The organism is Streptomyces sp. NPDC025721 (genome assembly GCF_055558595.1).
In genome coordinates this window covers 172,997-193,025 of sequence record NZ_JBVHMF010000014.1, presented here as the reverse complement: position 1 = coordinate 193,025, position 20,029 = coordinate 172,997, and the positions used below count along the sequence as shown (strand labels likewise).

General features: G+C 71.4%; 17 protein-coding genes. 6 read left to right on the top strand and 11 right to left on the bottom strand.

The genetic code is table 11. The features are described 5' to 3' along the window. Nucleotides 1-157: 157 nt before the first annotated feature. The 6 genes from ACZ4EF_RS21255 to ACZ4EF_RS21230 all read right to left on the bottom strand — a co-directional run bounded on the left by ACZ4EF_RS21255 (nucleotide 158) and on the right by ACZ4EF_RS21230 (nucleotide 6,610). Entirely contained in the window at nucleotides 158-580 is a 423-nt protein-coding gene (locus ACZ4EF_RS21255) for an ArsR/SmtB family transcription factor (RefSeq protein WP_467506033.1), read from the bottom strand. Nucleotides 581-669: 89 nt separating this feature from the next. Next, nucleotides 670-1,407, bottom strand: a complete 738-nt coding sequence (locus tag ACZ4EF_RS21250) for an enoyl-CoA hydratase/isomerase family protein (protein WP_467350811.1) — start codon at nucleotides 1,405-1,407, stop codon at nucleotides 670-672. Nucleotides 1,408-1,723: 316 nt separating this feature from the next. Further along, entirely contained in the window at nucleotides 1,724-2,443 is a 720-nt protein-coding gene (locus ACZ4EF_RS21245) for an ABC transporter ATP-binding protein (RefSeq protein ID WP_467506031.1), read from the bottom strand. Continuing rightward, nucleotides 2,440-3,255 (bottom strand): ABC transporter ATP-binding protein, encoded by an 816-nt coding sequence (locus tag ACZ4EF_RS21240; RefSeq protein ID WP_467506029.1) that lies wholly within the window; start codon nucleotides 3,253-3,255, stop codon nucleotides 2,440-2,442. The genes ACZ4EF_RS21245 and ACZ4EF_RS21240 overlap by 4 nt, the downstream gene beginning before the upstream one ends. Further along, the gene (locus ACZ4EF_RS21235; RefSeq protein ID WP_467506027.1) at nucleotides 3,255-5,276 is read right to left on the bottom strand and encodes an ABC transporter permease; all 2,022 of its coding nucleotides are present in this window, start codon (nucleotides 5,274-5,276) and stop codon (nucleotides 3,255-3,257) included. Before ACZ4EF_RS21235 ends, ACZ4EF_RS21240 begins: the two co-directional genes overlap by 1 nt. A 59-nt stretch (nucleotides 5,277-5,335) precedes the next feature. Continuing rightward, entirely contained in the window at nucleotides 5,336-6,610 is a 1,275-nt protein-coding gene (locus ACZ4EF_RS21230; protein WP_467506025.1) for an ABC transporter substrate-binding protein, read from the bottom strand. A gap of 349 nt (nucleotides 6,611-6,959) precedes the next feature. Here ACZ4EF_RS21230 and ACZ4EF_RS21225 point away from each other — a divergent pair, with 349 nt between their 5' ends. Then, entirely contained in the window at nucleotides 6,960-9,146 is a 2,187-nt protein-coding gene (locus ACZ4EF_RS21225; RefSeq protein WP_467506023.1) for an acyl-CoA dehydrogenase, read from the top strand. A gap of 13 nt (nucleotides 9,147-9,159) precedes the next feature. On the opposite strand, the gene ACZ4EF_RS21220 is transcribed toward ACZ4EF_RS21225, so the two are convergent. The 5 genes from ACZ4EF_RS21220 to ACZ4EF_RS21200 all read right to left on the bottom strand — a co-directional run bounded on the left by ACZ4EF_RS21220 (nucleotide 9,160) and on the right by ACZ4EF_RS21200 (nucleotide 13,911). Then, on the bottom strand, nucleotides 9,160-9,888 hold the full coding sequence (locus tag ACZ4EF_RS21220; RefSeq protein ID WP_467506021.1) for a TetR family transcriptional regulator: 729 nt from the start codon (nucleotides 9,886-9,888) through the stop codon (nucleotides 9,160-9,162). A 200-nt stretch (nucleotides 9,889-10,088) separates the two neighbouring features. Continuing rightward, nucleotides 10,089-11,279 carry a CaiB/BaiF CoA transferase family protein gene (locus ACZ4EF_RS21215; RefSeq protein ID WP_467506020.1) on the bottom strand — a complete coding sequence of 397 codons (1,191 nt, stop codon included), beginning with the start codon at nucleotides 11,277-11,279 and terminating at the stop codon, nucleotides 10,089-10,091. A 58-nt stretch (nucleotides 11,280-11,337) separates the two neighbouring features. Continuing rightward, nucleotides 11,338-12,243 carry an SDR family oxidoreductase gene (locus ACZ4EF_RS21210; protein WP_467506018.1) on the bottom strand — a complete coding sequence of 302 codons (906 nt, stop codon included), beginning with the start codon at nucleotides 12,241-12,243 and terminating at the stop codon, nucleotides 11,338-11,340. Nucleotides 12,244-12,343: 100 nt separating this feature from the next. Further along, the gene (locus ACZ4EF_RS21205) at nucleotides 12,344-13,498 is read right to left on the bottom strand and encodes a thiolase family protein (protein ID WP_467506016.1); all 1,155 of its coding nucleotides are present in this window, start codon (nucleotides 13,496-13,498) and stop codon (nucleotides 12,344-12,346) included. Continuing rightward, nucleotides 13,495-13,911 (bottom strand): Zn-ribbon domain-containing OB-fold protein, encoded by a 417-nt coding sequence (locus ACZ4EF_RS21200; protein WP_467350793.1) that lies wholly within the window; start codon nucleotides 13,909-13,911, stop codon nucleotides 13,495-13,497. The genes ACZ4EF_RS21205 and ACZ4EF_RS21200 overlap by 4 nt, the downstream gene beginning before the upstream one ends. A 210-nt stretch (nucleotides 13,912-14,121) precedes the next feature. Between ACZ4EF_RS21200 and ACZ4EF_RS21195 the strand changes: the two genes are divergently transcribed. The 5 genes from ACZ4EF_RS21195 (at nucleotide 14,122) to ACZ4EF_RS21175 (ending at nucleotide 20,008) form a co-directional block, all read left to right on the top strand. Continuing rightward, on the top strand, nucleotides 14,122-15,510 hold the full coding sequence (locus tag ACZ4EF_RS21195) for a CoA transferase (protein ID WP_467506014.1): 1,389 nt from the start codon (nucleotides 14,122-14,124) through the stop codon (nucleotides 15,508-15,510). Continuing rightward, entirely contained in the window at nucleotides 15,507-16,955 is a 1,449-nt protein-coding gene (locus tag ACZ4EF_RS21190; RefSeq protein WP_467506013.1) for an amidohydrolase family protein, read from the top strand. Before ACZ4EF_RS21195 ends, ACZ4EF_RS21190 begins: the two co-directional genes overlap by 4 nt. A gap of 171 nt (nucleotides 16,956-17,126) precedes the next feature. After that, complete coding sequence (locus tag ACZ4EF_RS21185; protein WP_467506011.1) at nucleotides 17,127-18,278, top strand: amidohydrolase family protein; 1,152 nt, start codon at nucleotides 17,127-17,129, stop codon at nucleotides 18,276-18,278. A gap of 98 nt (nucleotides 18,279-18,376) precedes the next feature. Further along, nucleotides 18,377-18,943 (top strand): DoxX family protein, encoded by a 567-nt coding sequence (locus ACZ4EF_RS21180; RefSeq protein WP_467506009.1) that lies wholly within the window; start codon nucleotides 18,377-18,379, stop codon nucleotides 18,941-18,943. A 15-nt stretch (nucleotides 18,944-18,958) separates the two neighbouring features. Next, complete coding sequence (locus tag ACZ4EF_RS21175; protein WP_467506007.1) at nucleotides 18,959-20,008, top strand: enoyl-CoA hydratase/isomerase family protein; 1,050 nt, start codon at nucleotides 18,959-18,961, stop codon at nucleotides 20,006-20,008. The last annotated feature ends 21 nt before the right edge of the window (nucleotides 20,009-20,029 follow it).

Sequence of the window (20,029 nt, the reverse complement as noted above, 5' to 3'; positions counted from 1 at the left end):
CGCCCCCTTTTTGGGGGGAGGGAACGGCCTGTCCGTTTTGTTATCTCGGGGACGAAAAAGCAACAAACCCCACCCCCCCAAACCCCCCCCAACCCCCCTCTCCCCCCCCCCTGCCGTCGTACGGGGGTGGCCGCGCCTCAGCGGCCGGTGGAATTCCTCACCAGGTGAGCAGCACCAGTTCGTTCTGCGGAGCGGCGGCCTCCTGCGCGGACTGCGCGGGCGCCTCGTGCCTGCTCTGGCGGCGGTGTGCGGGCGCGCGGTGGTCCACCCGCCCCTGCTTCACCGGCCGCGGTTCCGGTGCCAGCGCCCACAGTTCGTCCATCAGGCCACGTACCACCTCACGGTTGAGCGTGTAGAAGTAGTTGCGGCCCTCCTTGCGCGTCTCGATCAGCCCGGCCTGGCCGAGGATCTTCGTGTGGTAGGAGATGGTCGGCTTGGAGATGGGCAGCGTGGACTCCAGCACCGCGCACGGCAGCTCTTCGACCTCGGCCATCTGGCGGATGATGTCCCACCGGATCGGGTCGCTCAGCGCCTTCATGACATCCGACACCGTCACGCTCGGATTCGCGATCTGCCTCATCGTGTTCCCTTCGAGGCCGACAGTAGTCTCACAACCATCAATATACTCCGAGCCTAGAGGAACGTCGTGGGACGGAGGTTTCCCATGGGTTAACGTCCCTCGAAGTGCGGCGCCCGGCGCTGGCGGCGGGCCTGGATGCCCTCGTGCAGGTCGTCGGTGGCCATCGTCACCGGCTGGGCGAGCGCCTCCCACCGCAAGGACGCCTCCAGGCCGTGCACGGACTGCTCGAGGCCGGCCTTGGTGAGCCGGGTCGCGATCGGGGCCGCCTGCGCGATCCGGTCGGCCACCTCCAGGCTGTGCGCCAGGACGTCGTCCACGACATCGCTGACCAGGCCCCAGTGCAGCGCCTCCTCGGCGTCCACCGTCCGGCTCGTGTACAGCATCTCGCGGGCGCGGGCGATGCCGATCACCTCGGGCAGCAGGTAGTTCACGCCCATCCCGCCGTGTGTGCCGAGCGAGATGAAGGGCGCGCTGAAGATCGCGTCCTGGCTTCCGTAGCGCAGATCGCAGGCGAGCGTCAGACACAGGCCGGCGCCGATCGCGGGTCCGTTGACGGCCGCGACGACCGGTACCGGCAAGCGGCGCACCATCAGCCAGGCGTCGTAGAACGGCACCATCTTGTCGCGGAGCCGGTCCGGGGTGTTGTGGTGCGCGCTGCCCTGGTCCAGGAAGGACAGATCGGCGCCGGAACAAAAGGAGCTGCCCGTACCGGTGAGGACGACGGCGCGCACCGACTTGTCCCCGTGGATCTCCGCCATGACCTCACGCCACGTCTCGGTCATCTCCTCGGTCATGGCGTTGCGCACGTCCGGCAGATTGAGCGTCACCAGGCGAACTCCAAAGGAAGGTTCTTCGAGCAGAACCTCCTTGCGCGTCCGCTCCATCCGGTCTCCGATCGTCGGGCGCTCGTAGCGCGACTATACCCATGAACATACTGACATACTCTAAGTATCGAACTGTTTGCGCTGGTCGGCGACAACAACGTGTCCTCTTTACCAGCCGACGGGCACCCCGCGCCGCCGCTGCCGCCAAACAGGCCCCACCAGTGTGTCCGGAACGCGGCGCGGCCCCGGACCCGCGACCGCGGTTGAGGCGGTGTGCGGGGCCGGGGCCGCGAGGGTGCCGGTGCGACGGCGGCTCGGATCAGGCCGCCGAATTGTTGCCGAGGTAGTCGTGGGCGATGTGCTCCGCCGCCCCGGCCGCGGCCCCGGACCACAGGACGCGCCCGCGACGCAGCACCAGCGCGTGATCGGCGAAGTCCAGCGCCTTCTCGACGTACTGCTCGATGATGACCATCGTCAGACCCGTCGAGCGGACCGCGGTCCACGCCTCGTAGATGGCGTCGATGACCAGCGGGGCCAGCCCGAGGCTGACCTCGTCGGCGACCAGCAGCCGCGGCTTGGTCATCAGCGCCCGTGCCACGGCCAGCATCTGCTGCTCGCCGCCGGACATCGTGGCGGCCTGCTGCCTCCTGCGCTTGCCGAGGATGGGGAAGAGCGCGTACAACTCCTCCTGCGCTCCCGCCCGTTCGGCCCGCGGCAGCAGGCGCAGCCCGAGCGCCACGTTCTCCGCGACGGTGAGGCCGGGGAAGATCCCCCGGCCCTCGGGGAGATAGGCCACGCGGTCACGGGCGATCCGGTGCGGCGGCCGGTTGACCAGATCCTCACCGCCGACCACGACCGAGCCCGCTGCCGGTCTGATCAGCCCCGCGAACACCTTGGCGATGCTGCTCTTGCCCGCGCCGTTGGGTCCGAGGACCGCCAGGCACTCGCCCTCGTCCAGGGCGAAGGAGACGCCGTCCACGGCGACCGCGCCGCCGTAGGTGATGGTCAGGTCCTGGACCGACACGAATCGTCCGGTCATGACGTCTCCTCCTTCAGCACGCCCAGATACGCTTCCCGCACCCGCCGGTCCCGGGTGACGGTCCCGGTGTCTCCCGAGGCGATCAGTTCGCCGAAGTCCAGGACGAACAGCCGCTCGCTGATCTCCAGGACCAGGTCCATGTCGTGTTCGACGAGCAGCACCGCGATCCCGCGGTCGGTCGCCAGCCGTGAGACGATCGCGGCGAACGCCTGCGTCTCGGTCCGGTTCAGGCCCGCGGAGGGCTCGTCCAGCAGCAGGATCCGCGGATCGGTCGCGATGCACTGCGCCACCTCGACCAGCCGCCGCAGTCCCAGCGGCAGTTCCATCGGTCCGCGGCGGCCGACCTCGGCCAGGCCCAGCTCTCCCAGCAGCAGGTCCGCCACCGCCAGCTCCTCCGCGTGGCTGCGGCGGTCGCTGCTGTTCCGGTCGGCGCCCGTGCGGTGCGCGGACCGCAGCCCGAGCAGGACGTGCTGGCGCACGTCCAGTTCCGGCACCAGCTGCGGCTGCTGGAAGGTCCGCGACATCCGGGCTCGCGCGAAGCGCTGCGGCGCCGCGCCGGTCAGGTCCTGCCCGTCGACGTGGATCCGGCCGGCGTCGGTCCGCTGGAGTCCTGACGCGACCCCGAGCAGCGTCGTCTTGCCCGCTCCGTTCGGACCGATCAGGCCCGAGACCTGGCCTCTGGGCACGTCGATCGTCACCCGGTCCAAGGCGCGGACACCGCCGAAGCGGACGGTGATGTCGCGCAGCGACAGCGCGATGTCCTCGTCGGCCGTGCCGGGCGCGGGGGAGGTTGTGTCAGGTGCCGTCGTCATCACTGCACCCCTTCCGGTTCTGTGGACGTGGGCTGTTCGCCGCGTACGGGCCCGGTCGGCGGTACGGAGGCGTGCGCGGCGACGACCGGCAGCGGCGCGGGGGAGTATCTGATCGCCAGGGCCCGGAATCCCGAGCGGAGCTGCGGATTGACACCGATCGGGTTGGCGACCACGAGGATCGCCATCAGCCCGAACAGGACCGGCGGCAGGTCGCCGAGGCGCGTCGGCAGATACGTGGTGAACAGCGCCGGGGCGACCGACAGCGACAGCCCGGCCGCCGCCGCGCCGCCCATGCTCCACGAGCCCTGCGCCATGGCCAGGGCGAACCACGTCAGCCCGAGCGTGGCGCTGTACGCGCCGGGAAAGGCGACGAGCTGGAAGCTGCCGAGCAGCGACCCGCCGAGACCCGCGACCCCCGCACCCAGCGCGAACAGGGTCAGCCGCGAGCGGTAGATGGGCAGACCGAGTGTCGAGGCGCGGTTTCTGCTGGCCCTGATGGTGGCGAATTTCAGCCCGAATCCTGAGCGCCGCAGTTGCCACAGACCGAGGACGACCAGGAAGAAGACGACCACCGCGAACTGGAAGAAGGCCAGATTGGAGTCGAAGAGCCGGCCGAAGAGCACCGGCCGTCCCATCGTCACGCCCGAATCGAACTGCGAGAACGTCTCGCGGGTGAAGATGACCTGGTCGGCCAGGAGCGCGAAGGCGAAGGTGACGATCGCCGCGTAGAGCTGCCCGAGCGGAAGGGCGACGGCGCCGACGAGCGCGCCGCACGCCAGCGCGATCAGGGCGCCGACCAGCATGGAGGGGACCATGGGCCAGCCGTGCACGGTGGCGAGCTGAGCCGTGGCGACGGCGCCGATGCCCGCGAAGGTGATCTGGCAGATCCCGATGATGCCCGCTTCGCCGCTGACCAGCCGGAAGGACAGCAGTGCCACGGCGTAACACATGCCGAGGGTGACGACGCCGAGCCAGTAGTCGCTGAACACGTTCGGGACCGCGACGAGCACGACGACCAGCAGCGCGTAGCCGACCCAGCGGTCCCAGCGGCCCGCCTGCGAGCGCAGCAGGGCCAGTACCCGCGCCTGGTTCCGGTCCGCCCTGCTGACCAGGGAGGCGGCCTCGCCGGTCTGCGTGGCGTCGTCGACCCCCCGGTGCACGGCCGCCTGGACGACGATGGCCAGCACCATGATGACGAAGGGGAGGCTGGGGCGCAGCGACGTGGCGAGGAAGCCCTTGTCGGGCAGCCACGGGATCACGACGGACTGGGCCACACCGACGAACAGTGAGCCGAAGAACGCCCACCACAAGTTGGTGAGGCGGCCGATCACCACACCGGCGAATGAGGCGGCGACCGAGGTGGAGAAGCCGCCCGCGTTGAGGCCGACCTGAGGGGTGATCATGATTCCGGCCAGGCCCGCGACGGCCACGCCGACCATCCAGGTGCCCGCCACGACCAGGTGGGAGTTGGTCCCGGTCAGCGAGGTCATCAGCGGCGAGTCCACGGTGCCGCGGGTGATGAGACCCGCCGTCGTCCGCTTGAGCACCACGAAGGCCACCAGGGACAGGAACGCCGCGACTCCCAGGATGGTCAACTGCTCGTTGCTGATGGCGACTCCGCCGACGCTGAACACGCGTTCCGCCGTACCGGCGATGCCCTTCGGCTGGAACACCTGCTTGTTCCCGAAGATCAGGGTCGTCCCCGACGCGAGGGCGACCGACAGCCCGATGGTGGCGGCCATCCGCACCATCGGGGTGGCCGAGCTGAGCCGTCCCAGGAGGACGGCCCACAGGAACAGGCCCAGCAGGGGGGCGATGACGAGCAGGGAGACGGCAAGGGCCAGCACGGTCGGCATGCCCTGTTCGGTGCGCAGCCAGTAGAAGCAGTAGGCGATGAAGAAGGCCATGCCGCCCTGGGCGAAGTTGAACACACGTGAGGCGTTATAGGTCAGGACCAGGCCCAGGGACGAGATCGCGTAGATCGCGCCTGTGACAAGTCCGGCCACGAGATAACTGAACACAGCAACCTTCCGTGGTCTTCTGGGGGATCGATGTCCGGTCCGGACGCGGCCGTCGTGTGTCAGCCGCCGAACTTGAGCAGGTCACCGCAGGTGGCCTTGGCGTCGGGCACCCACTGTGTGCCCTTGAAGATCGCGTACCAGGAGCACGCGGAGTACGGCGTCCCGGTGGGGAGTTCGGCGGGCGTGAAGTTCGCGGGCCGCACCAGCAGGCCCGCGCCGTCGTAGTCGTTCACCTTGCGGAGGTTGTCGATGAAGGTGCTCCGCGACAGGCAGGCCCCCGCCTCCTTCAGGCCGCGGATGAACAGGTCCGCGGAGACGTAACCGGCCGAGGCGAAGCCGATGTTCGGCGGGGTCTTGGGCGCGTACTTCGCCATCGTGGCGACGTATTTCTCGGTGTCCGCGCTGTGCAGCTCGGTGGGTTTGGTGCCGACCGGGCTGGCGATCGACCCCTGGAGGAGGTCGGCGATCTGGCTGGACACCTGCGGGTCGTAGACGCCCGCCACCAGGACTGCCTTGAGCTTGACGCCCTGGGCCTTGAGGGCCTTCAGGACGGACACGCCCGAGTCGGTGAGGAGTTGGGCGGACAGGCCGTCCACGCCGGCCTGCTTCATCTTGATGGCGACGGCGGTGGCGTCGAAGGCGCCGAGCGGGATGTCCCACTGCCGGACGCCGACCTTCAGGTCGGCTCGGGCGGCAGCCGCGTCGAAGCCCTTGGCGCTGTTGATGGCGCCGGCCGAATTGTGCGACAGATTCGCGACGTTGGTCGCGCCCGCCGCCTTCATCCGCTCCGCCTGGGCAGTGGAGACGTAGCCGGTGCTGGACGCGCCGCCGAAGCCGAACGCGTTGTTGTCGGTCGCGTACGCGGGCTGCCCGGGGTAGCCGGTGACCGGCACGTTCTGCTGCTTGAGGTAGTCGTACATCGTGTCGACGCGCGACGCCGACAGCAGGCCGAAGACCTTTTGGGACTGGACGGCGTTGCGGGCCGCGATCACCTGCTGGGCGCCGTCGCCCTGGTCGTCGTCGGTCAGTACGGTGATCTTGCGGCCGTTGACGCCGCCCTGGTCGTTCTGTGCCTGGAAGCGGGCCTTGGCCGCTTCCAGGAAGCCGCCGAAGGTCGGCGCGGCGGGCCCGGTCTCCGGGGCGACGACGGCGAGTTTGATCTGCTTCGCCGTGACGCCGGGCGCCGAGCATCCACTGGACGAGGCGGACGAGGAGACCGCGCTGGTGCCGCATGCCGCCAGCGCGGGTGCCATCGACGCGAAGGCCGTCGCGACGACCAGGGCACGTCTGAGACGAGGGGTACGGGTCGGGGAGTGGAACGAGGGTGAGGGCATGGAACTCTCCTCCACGAATGGGTCAGGAGACTGCTGGGAGAGTGCTGCGCAGATACCGGCCGGCTGCCATTCAGAGGGGAAATGGTGTGGGGGAGAGCGCCGCCAACACTGCCGAAACCAGTACCGTAATGGGAACGGTATCGGCAATGTAGTGGGCTGGATCACACCTGTCAACGGCTCATTTCATCCGTGTTTCACGGTCCGTTCACGGGCCCGGTCAACGGGGGTGACGCATGCGACCGGGGGGTTCGGCGGAAAGTATTGACGGGTGAACGGTAACCATTACGGTATAGCCATCCAGAGTGGCGGCCCCCGCCGGACCGCACCAGGGCACCAGCCAGGAGGACACATGGCACTGGCCATCACCGACGATCACCGCGCCCTGGCCGAGGTGGTGCGCTCCTTCGCCGCCGCGCAGGATCTGCGGGCGGCCTCCCGCGCCGCGCTCCACCAACCGCCGGCCGTCCTGCCCGGCTCCTGGAAGAAGCTCGCCGATCTGGGCTGGCTCGGACTCCACATCCCCGACGCCCACGGCGGATCGGGTTACGGCCTGCCGGAGTTGGCCGTCGTCGCCGACGAGCTCGGCCACGCGATGTCGCCCGGCCCCTTCCTGGCTTCCGCCGCCGCCGCGGCGATCTTGTCCGCGCACGGAACGGCGGCCCAGCAGGACCGCTATCTCGCGGACATCGTCGACGGCTCACTGATCGTCGGACTCTGCCTGACGCCGGGTCCGGTCCGGGGGACCGACGCCGACGCCGACAGCGGCGAATCCGGTACGGGCGAGCCTCCCGCCGTGGTGCTCGCGGGCCGCTGGGCGCATCTGCTCATGCTGCGTGCCGGCGACGACATCGTCCTGGTGGACGCCGACGACCCCGCGGTCGGCCTCGAACCGGTCGGCGGCCTCGACCCGTCGCTCGGCCTGGCCACTCTCTCGCTGAACGGAGCGGTCGAGACGGCTGACAACATCCTGGCCCACGCCGCTCCGGCCGGGTTGGCGACCCTGCGCGCCCTGGCGGCGGCCGAGGCCGCGGGCGGCGCCCGCGCGTGCCTGGACACGGCCCTGGACTACGCGAAGGTGCGCGAGCAGTTCGGCCGTACGATCGGCGGCTTCCAGGCGGTCAAGCACCACCTGGCGAACATGCTCGTCCGCTGCGAACTCGCCACGGCCGTGAGCTGGGACGCCGCGCGGTCCTCCGACGGTGCGACGGCGGACGGCGCGGCCGCGGCCGCTGCCGCAGGACTGGCCCTTCGCGCCTACCAGGACAACGCGCAGACGGCCGTGCAGATCCTCGGCGGCATCGGCTTCACCTGGGAGCACGACGCGCATCTGTACCTGCGGCGGGCGGTCGCCCTGCACCACCTCGTCCGCTCCCTGGGCAACGCGGACGACGACCTGTACGAGGCCAGCCGCGCCGGGGCGCGCCCGCGCTACGACATCGATCTGCCGGACGAGGCGGCGCGCTACCGGAGTGAAGCCGGGGAGTTCCTGGCCCGCTACCGCGCGACGCCGCCCGCCGACCGGCGGCGGCTGCTCGCCGAATCCGGCTATCTGGTGCCGCACTGGCCGCGCCCGTACGGTCGGGGCGCGGGTCCGGTCGAGCAGTTGGTCATCGACGACGAACTGGCCGAGGTCGACGCACCGGTCCTGGGCATCGGCGGCTGGGTGCTGCTCACCCTTCTGCAGACCGCCACGCCGGAACAGGTGGCGCGCTGGATCCCGAGCGGCCTGGCCGGGGAACTGACCTGGTGTCAGCTCTTCAGCGAGCCGAACGCGGGCTCCGACGCCGCCTCCGTACAGACCAGAGCCGTCAAGGTGGACGGCGGATGGCGGGTCACCGGGCAGAAGGTCTGGACGAGCGGTGCCCAGTACAGCGACCGGGGCCTCGCGACCGTACGCACCGACCCCGCGGCGCCCAAGCACAAGGGCATCACCGCCATGGTCGTCGACATCCACGCGCCGGGCGTCGAGGTCAGGCCGCTGCGTGAGATCACTGGCGAGGCCCTGTTCAACGAGGTGTTCTTCGACGAGGTCTTCGTCCCGGACGCCGACGTGGTCGGCGAGGTCAACGGTGGCTGGAAGGTGGCCCGTACGACGCTCGGGAACGAGCGGGTGACCATCGGCGGCGGATCGGGGGAGCGACTGTCCGCCTATGCCCTGGTCGCGCTCGCCGAGCGGTACGCGCCGCCCGGTGACACCGAGCCGCGCCGCCGCGTCGCCCGGATGATCGCCGAGGAGCACGCCATGCGGCTGGTCAACCTCCGGCAGGTGGTCCGCGCGGTCGCCGACTCGGGGCCGGGGCCCGAAGGGAACGTGACGAAGCTGCTGTCCGCGGAGCACGCGCAGCGGGTGACCGAACTCGCCCTGGAGATCGCCGGTCCCGCGGCCCTGACCGGTCCCGCCGGGCAGCGGGACGACCTGGCCTTCGACTATCTGTTCAACCGCTGCCTGACCATCGCCGGCGGTACCTCGGAGATCACCCGCAATGTGATCGCCGAACGGATTCTCGGTCTGCCCCGTGACCCGCTCGTCCGCTGACGGTCCGCGGCCGTCAGGCCCCGTCGCGTGCGGCGGACTTGGCGGCCTTGCGGTCCGCGGCCAGCAGGCTGCGCAGCCCCCGGATGTTGTTCTCGAGGCCGAAGGCGAAGTCGTCGTCGCTCACCATGTACCACGAGTGCCGCTCGACCTCTCGTGACACCACCGGCATCAAGCTGGCCAGATGGGCCCGCGGATGCGGTGTGCCCGCCTCGTCCTGCGATCCCATTCTTCGCTCCACCATGAGGGAGCCACGGGTGTAGATCGACAGGGTGAAGTAGGCGTACGTCGCGGATTCCTCACTGAAACCGGCCTTGACCAGTACTTCGAGGATCTCTTCAATACGCGACCAGGTCAGCGTGATGGTGTCGTCCGAGTAGTTCGTCCCGCGCATGATGGTGAGGTCGCACAGGACATGGTCCCGGCGCAGGATCGAGCGGAAATTCGAGAAGAATGTACGCAGGACGTTGTCCCACGAACGGCCTTCGAGCGGTGACATCTGCGCGTAGAACCTCGTGAAGGCCTCCTCGGTGAGGGCGTCCATAAGGTCTTCTTTGCTCTTGAAGTACCAGTAGATACTGGTCACGCCGACGCTGAGGTGCTGCGCGAGCCTCGGCATGCTCAGCGCGTCCACGCCGTCGGCCTCGCACAGCGCGAAAGCCCCTTTGAGGATTTCCTCCGAGGTGATGGACCCACGAGCTCGCCTGCGGCGCTGAGCTGCGGGGCGATTCGTCTGGGTAGCCATGCATGGCTCCGTTCTGCGGCCGTTACGGTATGGCTATCGATGCTACCGCAGACGGCACTCCCGGGCGTGCGCGGACGCGACGGCTTCGGGCCCCTCGCAGCCCTCTCATGCCCGGTCGCGACCTCCGATATCGGACGCCCGCCGGAAAGCCGTGTCCGGCCTCCGGCGGGAATCCCCGCGCGTTTTTCCGTTACACCGATTCAGGCGATCACACCGTCGGCGCGGTAGCGCGCGATTGCGGCGTCGTCGTAACCCGCTGCGGCCAGCACGTCAGCGGTGTGTTCACCGAATTCCGGCGCTCGTTCCGGCCGGTCGGCGACCTCGTCGAACATCACCGGCGGAGTCACCAGCGCGAGGCCGCCACCCGGGTAGTCGACCTCCGCGATGAGCCCGTTCGCCACCACTTGCGGGTCGTCGTGCATTTCGCGGGGCGTCTGCACCGGTGCCCACACCCCGCGCAGGGTGAGCAGGACCGCGTTCCACTCCTGGAAGGTCCGGCCCGCGAAGACCCCGTCGAGGACGGCGACGAGTTCCGCGCTGTTGCGGGCCCGTTCGGCCGAGGTCGCGAAGCGCGGATCATCGGCGAGATCGGGCCTGCCGGCGTGCGCGCAGAAGTCGGTCCACTCGACCTGACGGTCGCCCAGCAGCGACAGGGACAGGAAACGGCCGTCCGAGGTCGCGTAGGTGTTGCTCGCCCAGTGAATGTCCGCCCGCTCGGGCCGTGAGCTGAAGAACTGCTCGGCGGGCGGGAATTTGCTGCTGATGATCGCGGGGCCGTTGAACCAGAGCGCCGAACCCAGGAGCGAGGAGTCCACCACGGTGGCCACGCCGGTGCGCTCGCGTTGCAGCAGCGCGGTCGAGATACCGCCCGCGAGCACCAGGCCCGACATCCCGTCGCCGTGCCCCACCATGCCGGTGGGCCGGTCCACGCCCGCCACGCCCATCGTCGTGGCCGCCAACGAGCCGCGGCCCCACCACGTGGCGCCGTCGTACCCGCCGCGGCCGGACTCCGGGCCCAGCGGGCCGTTGCCGGTGCCCTTGGCGTAGATGACGCGGGGGTTGACGGCCCGGATCTGGTCGACGTCGAAGCCGAGCTTGCGCCGGGTGGCGGGCAGGAAGCTGGTCAGGAAGACGTCCGCGTCCTCCGCCAGCCGCAGCAGTATGGCGCGGCCCTCCGGGTCGGCGAGATTCAGCGCGATGGCGCGCTTGCCGCGGTTGTAGTGCTTGAACATCCAGTGGGCACCGCCCGGTTCGAGTGAACCTCCGGAGAACAGGCGCATCGGGTCGGGCGAGGAGGGGTTCTCGATGTGGATGACATCGGCCCCCCAGCCCGCCAGGATCGCGCCCGCGGACGGGCAGAACGCCCACATGGTCAGGTCCAGGACACGCATTCCGGCGAGTGGCTTCACACGGGTCTCCGATCGGGGAGCCGCAGGCTGAACGCGGCGGTCAGTACGGGATGTTGAGGGTGAACTCGACGTCGGCCAGGCGCGCGGCCTCCTTGCGCAACTCCTCCACCGACCAGCGGTGGTCGGTGCTGACGGAGTCGACGATCGCCCACGGCTGGAAGAGGTGGACCGAGCCGCCGTGCACGAAGAAGGTGCGGCCCGCCAACGGGCAGTCGGCGGTGGCCAGATAGGCGACGAAGGGCGCGATGTTGGCGGGGTCGTCCGCGTCGAAGGCGTCCTCAGCGGCCCGCTCCTCGTACCGTTCCCGCGCGCCGGGGACCGTCATCGTCAGCCGGGTGCGGGCGGCGGGCGCCACGGCGTTGCACCGTACGCCGTACCGCGCCAACTCGGCCTGGGCGATGGTGGTGAAACTGGCGATGCCGCTCTTGGCGGCGCCGTAGTTCGCCTGTCCCGCGTTGCCGAACAGACCTGACGTGGACGAGGTGTTGACCAGCGACGCGGCGCGCTGCCTGCCGGCCTTGGACTCGGCGCGCCAATAGCGGGCCGCGGCCCGGCTGCTGAGGAAATGGCCGCGCAGATGGACGCGCATGACCGTGTCCCAGTCCTCCTCCGACATGTTGACCAGCATCCGGTCACGCAGGATTCCCGCGTTGTTGACCAGGATGTCCAGCCCGCCGAAGGCGTCGACCGCCGTCTCGACGAGCCGTTGGGCACCCTCCGCCTCGGCGACGTCGTCGGTGCTGGCCACCGCCTGGCCGCCCGCCGCCGTGATCTCGTCGACGACCTGCTGGGCCGGACCGGTGTCGGCTCCCTGTCCGTCGCCCGCCCCGCCGAGGTCGTTGACGACGACGCGGGCGCCCTCGGCCGCCATCAGCAGCGCCTCCTCGCGGCCGATGCCGCGGCCGGCCCCCGTGATGACGGCCACTCGTCCCTTGAGCGCGTCCATGGTGATCGTGATCCCTCCGTTCGGCGCAGTGCCCTCGCACCGCGTGGGTGACGTCGCGCCGCGCGGACCGCGTCCGCCGTGTGGCGCGTACGGGCCGCCGTCAGCGCGTGAGGACCATCGCGCCGCACTGCGGACCGTGGGCATTGGCGACCACGGCGACCGAGGCGTCGGGAACCTGCCGGTCGCCCGCGTCGCCGCGCAACTGCTCGACCGCTTCGTTGAGGAAGGCCAGGCCGTGCAGACGGCCCGCGGCGAGCTGCCCGCCGTTGGTGTTCAGCGGCAGGTCGCCGCCGGGCCCGATCCGCTTGCCCGAGTCGACCCACGCGCCGAACTCGCCGATCCCGCAGAAGCCCAGGGCCTCGATCCAGGACATGGTGATGTGAGTGAACCCGTCGTACAACTCGGCCACGTCGACATCGGTGGCCGTCACCGACGAGTTCTCCCACAGGTGCCGGGCGCAGCCGATGGTGCCGCCGAAGACGAAGTCGTCGGTGAAGGTCCAGTCCGGGCGTGAACCGGTACCGAAGGCCACGGCGTCGACGGTCACCGGGACGCCCGACAGGTCACGTGCGCGCTCCGCGGTGGTGATGACCGTGGCGCACACCCCGGTCACCGGGTAGTCGCAGTCGTACAGCCGCAGCGGCTCCGCGACGAAGCGGGAGGAGAGGTAGTCCTCCATCGTCAGCGGCGTCCTGAGCACCGCCCGCTCGTTCATCGCCGCCCACTTGCGGGCGTTGACGGCGATCCAGCCGTAATCCTCCTCGCTGCCGCCGTACTCCGCGAGCCTGCGGTACTTCTTCATGCCGATGGCGGGAATGATCCCGCCGAAGTCGCCGTAGGGCGTCTGGAATTGGGCGGGACCGCTGGCCGGGGGCGCCACGACCGTCCCGGACTGCTGGCCCCACTCGCGGTCCACCGACCGGTAGACCAGCGCCGTCTCGCAGACGCCGGACTCGACGGCCGCGACCGCGCCGAGGGCCGCCGCGAGCCCGGAAGGGCCGGTGCCGCCGATGTCGGCGTACGCCTTGAGATCCTCGATGCCCAGCAGGCGCTGCATCGACGTCGCGTTCTGCGTGCCGACGCCGGGGTACTCGAAGATCGCGTCGACCTGGGAGGTGGCGAGTCCCGCGTCGTCCAGCGCCGTCAGACACGCGTCCACGGCCAGCGGCCGGGTGTCCACGCCGAGCGCGCGGTGCACGGTGGAGTAGCCGATCCCCACCACGGTCGCGGTGCGTTCCGTGCGTACGGCGCTCACGCCTGTTCTCCTCGGATCGGCCGGAATTGCGGGATCGCGCCGTCGCCGCGCCGTTCGAAGGTGACTTCGAGCGGCTGGCCGGGGCGCAGGTCGTCCGGGTCGCTGTCGACGATGTTGGTCAGCAGCCGTACGCCGGGCGCGTCGTCCAGGTCGACCAGCGCGATCGTGTAGGGGATCGCGTCGGTGAAGTCCGGGTGGAACGCCTGCCGCAGGATCGTCCTGGCGTAGAGGGACCCGCGCCCGCTGACCCTGGTCGGCGTCAAGTCGCGGGCCTGGCAGCCCTCGCAGACCGCCGTCGGCGGGTACTGGAACCGGTGGCAGCGGTCGCAGCGCTGGATGAGCAGTTCGCCGCGTGCGGCGCCCTCCCAGTGGAAGGCGCTGAACTGATCGGGGATCGGGACGGGTTTGCCCATGAGTGACTCCGCTCGGGATCGGGCCGTGGCTCCGCACGCGACCGCGGCGGTGACAGGCGTCGCGATCGTGCGGCGCCCGGGGCCCGTGAAGGCGTTATCGACGTCAACACGGTACTGCTTACGGTAAAAAAGTCTATAGGTCGTGAACAGGGAAGAACGCGGGTTCCTGACTCTCCCCGTCGGCGGCGTCCCGGACGTAGGATCGGCGCCATGCTGCTGCAAGGCCGGTGCTTCACCGTCGCCGACCGGAGCAGGGCCGCCGACTGGGCGGCGCATCTGCTGCGGCTCCTCGGCGCGTGTGCGGCGGGCTCGGGCGGCTCGCCGCAACCCCGGCCGGCCGCCGGGACCGGCGGCATCCATGTGGCCGGTCACCGGGGAGACCGCGAGGACGGTCTCCGGGAAGCCGCCCAGGGAGGACGCTCCGAGCCCTCCGTCGCCGCGCGCTGGGCGGCTTCCGGACTGCTCGGGCTGGCCGGCGACGAGCGGCCCCCCGCTTCATTGGTGTCGTCGGTCGACGTGGTCACGGCGGCCGACGGCGCCGCCGCGGCCCTCACCGCGCTGGCTGCGGCGCGCGGCCACCGGCTACGGCTGGACGGGGCGGCGCTGCTGGGGGAACGGGCCGCCGCGGCAAGCCTGCGCGCTCGGCGCGGGGCATCGGCCGGTGGCAGTACGCGCATGCTGCGGTGCGCCGACGGCTGGGCGGCGCTCGGCCTGCGGCGGGACGAGGACCGGGAGCTGATCCCGGCCCTCATCGGCAGGGACGGAGCCGGCGGGTGGAACGACATCGCCGCGTGGGCGGCCTCCGAGCCCACGCGGGCCCTGGTCCAACGCGCCCAACTCCTCGGCCTGTCCGCCGCCGAGGTGCTCGACCCGGAGCGGATGACCGCGCGGCTGGGTGCCCCCTGGACGATCACCGAGGCCGGGCGGCTGCCGGACACCCCCACCCCGCTCGTCGTCGACCTGTCCGCCCTCTGGGCGGGCCCGCTCGCCGCGAGCCTGCTCATGCGGGCCGGGGCGCGGGTCGTCAAGGTCGAGACCCCATGGCGGCCCGACGGGGCGCGCAGCGGTCCCGCCGCCTTCTACGACCTGCTCAACGCGGGCAAGGCGAGCGTCGTCTGCGCACCGGGCGAGCCGCTGCTGGCCGCGCTCCTGGAACGGGCCTGCGTCGTGATCACCTCCGCCAGGCCCCGCGCGCTGGAACAGCTCGGCTGGACCCCCCGCCGCGACCAGACCTGGCTGACCGTCACCGGCTACGGCTGGAGCGGCCCGCGGCGCGACTGGGTGGCCTTCGGCGACGAGGCGGCGGTCGCCGCCGGAGTCCGTAGCGGCTCCCGCGAAGCACCCGAATTCTGCGCGGACGCCGTCGCCGACCCGCTCACCGGCCTGCACGCCGCGGTCGCGGCACTGGCCAGCCTCGCCTCGGGCGTGGCGGCCCACATCGACATCAGCCTCTTCCAGGTCGCCGCCCATCTCGCAGCGACCCTGGACGGCCCGTCGCCCGTAGTCAGCGGTCCCGTGCGCCCACCGCGGACGCGCCCGACGGTCGGCCACGCCGCCGCCCCGGGTGCGGACACCGCGCGCCTGGCGGCGGAACTGTGAGCGGCGCCGCAGCGACCGGCGGCGGCTCGGCGGCCTCCCGGCTGGTGATCGACCACGTCGAGGTGGGCGGGCGGCCCGGCCGGAGCGTGGTGGTGGAAGCGGGCCGCATCACGGCCGTCCGTGAGACCGGCTGTCTCGCGCGGGCCGACCGGGTCGGCGCCACCGTGGTCGACGGCCACGGCGGGGCCCTGTTGCGCGGGCTCAACGACCACCACCTGCATCTGTTCGCGACCGCCGCGGCGGCCGACGCCCTGTCGCTGGGACCGGACGCCGTACGTGACAGGGCCGCTTCGCGGCACGCGCTGCGGTCGGCCGCCGCGGCCGTGGCCCCCGGCGGCTGGGTCAGGGCGGTCGGCTACGACGAGGACGTCACCGGTGTGCTCACCGCGGCGGCGCTCGACCGGATGCTGGGCGACCTCGCGGACCGGGCCGTCCGCGTCCAGCACCGCAGCGGACACGCGTGGATCCTGAACTCCACGGCGATGCGGCTGCTGGACATCGCGCCCCCCGACGGCGTGCTGCTCGACGCCGACGACCTGCTCCGCGCGGTCCCCGGCACCGGCTTCCCCGATGTGTCGGGACTCAGCCGCCGCCTCGCCGGATACGGCGTCACCGGGATCAGTGACGCGGGCGTCCACAACGGTCCGGCCGAACTGGCCGCACTGCGCGGTGCCTCCCGCACCGGAGCGCTGCTCCAGCGCTGCCAAGTCCTGGGCGGACGAGGGCTGGACGCCATCGGGGAAGCGCTCGGCGCGGACGACGGACCGGCGCCCTGCCTCGTCACCGTGGGCCCCCGCAAGATCGTACTGAAGGAGCACGACCTGCCCGCGCTGGACGATCTGGCCGCCGAGATCCGCTCGGCGGGGCCCCGCGCGGCCGCGGTGCACGCCGTGACGCTCGAAGCGCTGCTGCTGGCGGTGGCCGCACTGGCGGCCGCGGGGGGCCGCGGGCACCGGATCGAGCACGGCTCTGTCGCGCCGCCGCCCGCCGTGGCCGCGGTCGCCGGAGCGGGGGCCGCGGTCGTGACCCAGCCCGGCTTCGTCGCCGCCCACGGCGACCGCTACGCGCGGACGGTGGACCCCGCCGACCTGCCGTGGCTGTACCGGCTGCGCGGCTGGCTCGACGCGGGCGTGCCGTTGGCCGCGGGCAGCGACGCGCCGTACGGACCGCTCGACCCCTGGGCGGCGATCCGGGCCGCGGTCCAGCGCCGTACGGACGCCGGATCGCCCTTCGGCGCGGGCGAGGCCGTGGACCCCGAGACCGCCCTTGGACTGTTCACCTCGCCGCTGGACCGCCCCGGGGCGGCGACCGGCGGCGCGCCCGCGGTCGGCGACCGCGCGGACCTCTGCCTGCTCGGTGCGCCATGGGCGTCCGCGCGCCGGGAACTGACCGCCGACCTGGTCACGGCCACCTTCGTCGGCGGTGTGCCGGTGTGGACACGCTGACCGTCAGGGGCCGCGTGGCGACGGCCGTTGGACGCGACGGGCCGTTTCGGCGCGGAAAGAATCTTGTTGCGGCCTGATGACAATTGCCTCGGTAGTACCTACGGTAAGCACTACCGCAGGGCTTCCTATATGCGCTGCCGCTCGCAGGATCGATCTTTCGGAGGAGCCCAAATGCTTCCCAAGGACGCACAGATCATCTCGGTCGACGACCACGTCATAGAGCACCCCCGGGTCTGGCTCGACCGGCTCCCGGCCAAGTACGCGGACGTCGCCCCCCGCATCAGCAAGCTCCCGGACGGCAACGACGTCTGGATCTACGAGGGGCAGGTCGCGGGCAACTTCGCGCTCAACGCCGTGGCGGGCAAGAGCCCCAAGGACTACGGCATGGATCCGCGGAGCTACGACGACATGCTGCCCGGCTGTCACGACCTCCGGGAACGGATCAAGGACATGGACACCGAAGGTGTCTGGGCCCAGCTCTGCTTTCCGAACATGGGCGGCTTCGCGGGCAGCGTCTTCGCGAAGTCCAAGGACATGGCCCTGGCCACCGAGTGCGTCAGGGCGTACAACGACTTCATTCTCGACGAGTGGTGCGCCGGTGCGCCCGAGCGGCAGATCCCGCTCATGATGACGCCGTACTGGGACGTCGAGGCGACGGTCGCGGAGATCGGGCGGACCGCGGCCAAGGGCGCCAGGTCCATCACCTTCCCCGAACTGCCCGACCGGCTGGGGCTGCCGTCCTGGCACAGCGACCACTGGGACCCGGTGCTGGCCGCGGCCTCCGAGGCCGGCATCCCGCTCTCGCTGCACTTCGGCTCCGGCGGCTCGCCGCAGTCGTCGCCCGAGGCGGCGACGACCAACTTCACCGTCGCCATCTCTCTGTTCGGCCTGAACTCGATGAGCGCGACAGCCGAGTTGCTGCTGTCACCGGTGTTCCACAAGTTCCCCGACCTGAAGGTCGCGCTGTCCGAGGGCGGCATCGGCTGGATGCCGTACATGATCGAACGGATCGACTACGTCTGGGAGCGACACCGCTGGTACAACCAGGTCAACCGCGAGGTGCGCCCGTCGGAACTCTTCCGCGACCACCTGTTCGGCTGCTTCATCTCCGACCACGCGGGCATCCACGGCCGTCACCTCATCGGCGTCGACAACATCATGTTCGAGAGCGACTACCCGCACTCCGACAGCCAATGGCCGCACACCCGCAAGGTGTTGGAGGACGCGCTGGCCGAGGTCCCCGACGCGGAGGCGCACAAGATGGTGGAGTGGAACGCGCGCAAGCTCTACAACTTCCCGCGCGCCACGCCCGCCGGAGCCTGACCGAACGACCCCGGGCGTCCCCGCCGTGCCGCATCGGCCGGCGGGGCGGCCCGGAACATCGTCAGCGACGCCATGAGGCGCCGCAGGGAGAAGGCACCATGACAGCCATCGACTTCGGGCTGCTGCTCATCCGCCTGGTGCTCGGGGCGACGATGCTGGCGCACGCCTGGAACCACCTGCTCGGCGGCGGCCGGATCCAGGGCACGGCGGGCTGGTTCGAGGGCCTCGGTCTGCGGCCGGGGCGCGTGCACGCCTGGTCCAGCGTGGCCGCGGAGACGGCGGCCGGATGCGGCCTGATCCTCGGCCTGTTCACCCCGCTGGCCTGCGCCGCCGCGGTCGGCACGATGGCGGTCGCCGGGGTCGTCGCCCACCGCCGGAACGGCTTCTTCGTCTTCCGCGACGGATACGAGTACGTCCTGATGATCGCCGTCGTCGCGGCGGCCGTCGCGCTGACCGGTCCCGGAAGGATCTCCCTGGACCACGCCATGGACCTCGTCCTTCGCGGCGGCCTCGGCCTGGCGGTCGCCGTGGGTGGCGGCCTGGGCGGTACGGCGCTGCTGCTCGCCACGAGCTGGCGCCCGCGGGCCGACGAGGCGTCGGCGAAGCAGCCGTCGGTGCAGGAGCGTGCGGCCGAGGCCGCCGAGCCGTCCACCGCCGAACTCTGAGGAGAAGCCGTGTGGGTGACGGTCCGACAGATCGCCGACGACCTTCTCGAAGAGACCGGGGCCGTCGGTCTGGAGGACACCGGTGACATACGGCATCCGCTGACGGCCGTAGACCTCGACGCCCCGGCGGGGACGACGGAGCGGGCGGCGGCCGTGGCGGCCGACCGGATCGCCCGGGCGGCGGGTGTGGTCGTGGGCGTGACCCGGCGGCCGGCCGAGGTTCCGGCCGCCTTGCTCGACGCCCTCACCTTGACACTCGCGCCACTGGACGCCCCGGTTGCCGACCGCAGGGTGGTCGGCTCTTCGGACGTGGAGGGCGATCTCGTGCTGCTCGCGGCGGCTGTCGACCGTTGTCCGGCCTCGACCGCCGTCCTGCACCAGGTCCTTCGGGCGGGCGCCGGGCTCCCGGTCCACGACGCGCTCGCGCTGGAGTCCTTCGCGTACTCCACGCTGCTCGGCGGTCCGGAGTTCGCCGCCTGGCTCGACGGCCGCGGGCCGCGCGGCGCGCCCGTACCGCCGCGGGACTGCGTGACCGTCGAGCGCGCCGGTGACCGCCTGTTGATCACGCTCAATCATCCGGGCCGACGCAACGCGTACTCCGCCGCGACCAGGGACGCCCTGGTGGCGGCGCTCGGCGTCGCGGTCGCCGACCCCGCGCTGCGGGTCGAACTGCGCGGCAGCGGGCCGGTGTTCAGCAGCGGGGGAGACCTCGCCGAATTCGGCACCGCCCCCGACCCGGCCCGCGCGCACCTGGTGAGAACGGGCCAGTCCGCCGCCGCGCTGCTCGCCCGGCTGTCCGCCCGGACGCAGGTCCACCTGCACGGCCACTGTGTCGGCGCGGGCATCGAACTGCCCTCTTTCGCCGGACGCGTGACGGCAGCCCCCGACACGGTCGTCCGGCTGCCCGAGATCGCGATGGGCCTCATTCCGGGCGCGGGCGGCACGGTCGGGCTGTCCCGGCGCGCGGGCCGCTGGCGCACCGCGTGGCTCGCCCTGTCGGGATCGCCGCTCGACGCGTGGACCGCGCTCGCCTGGGGTCTGGTGGACGAGGTGACAGCGGGCTGACGATCGCCTGCGGCCCAGCCC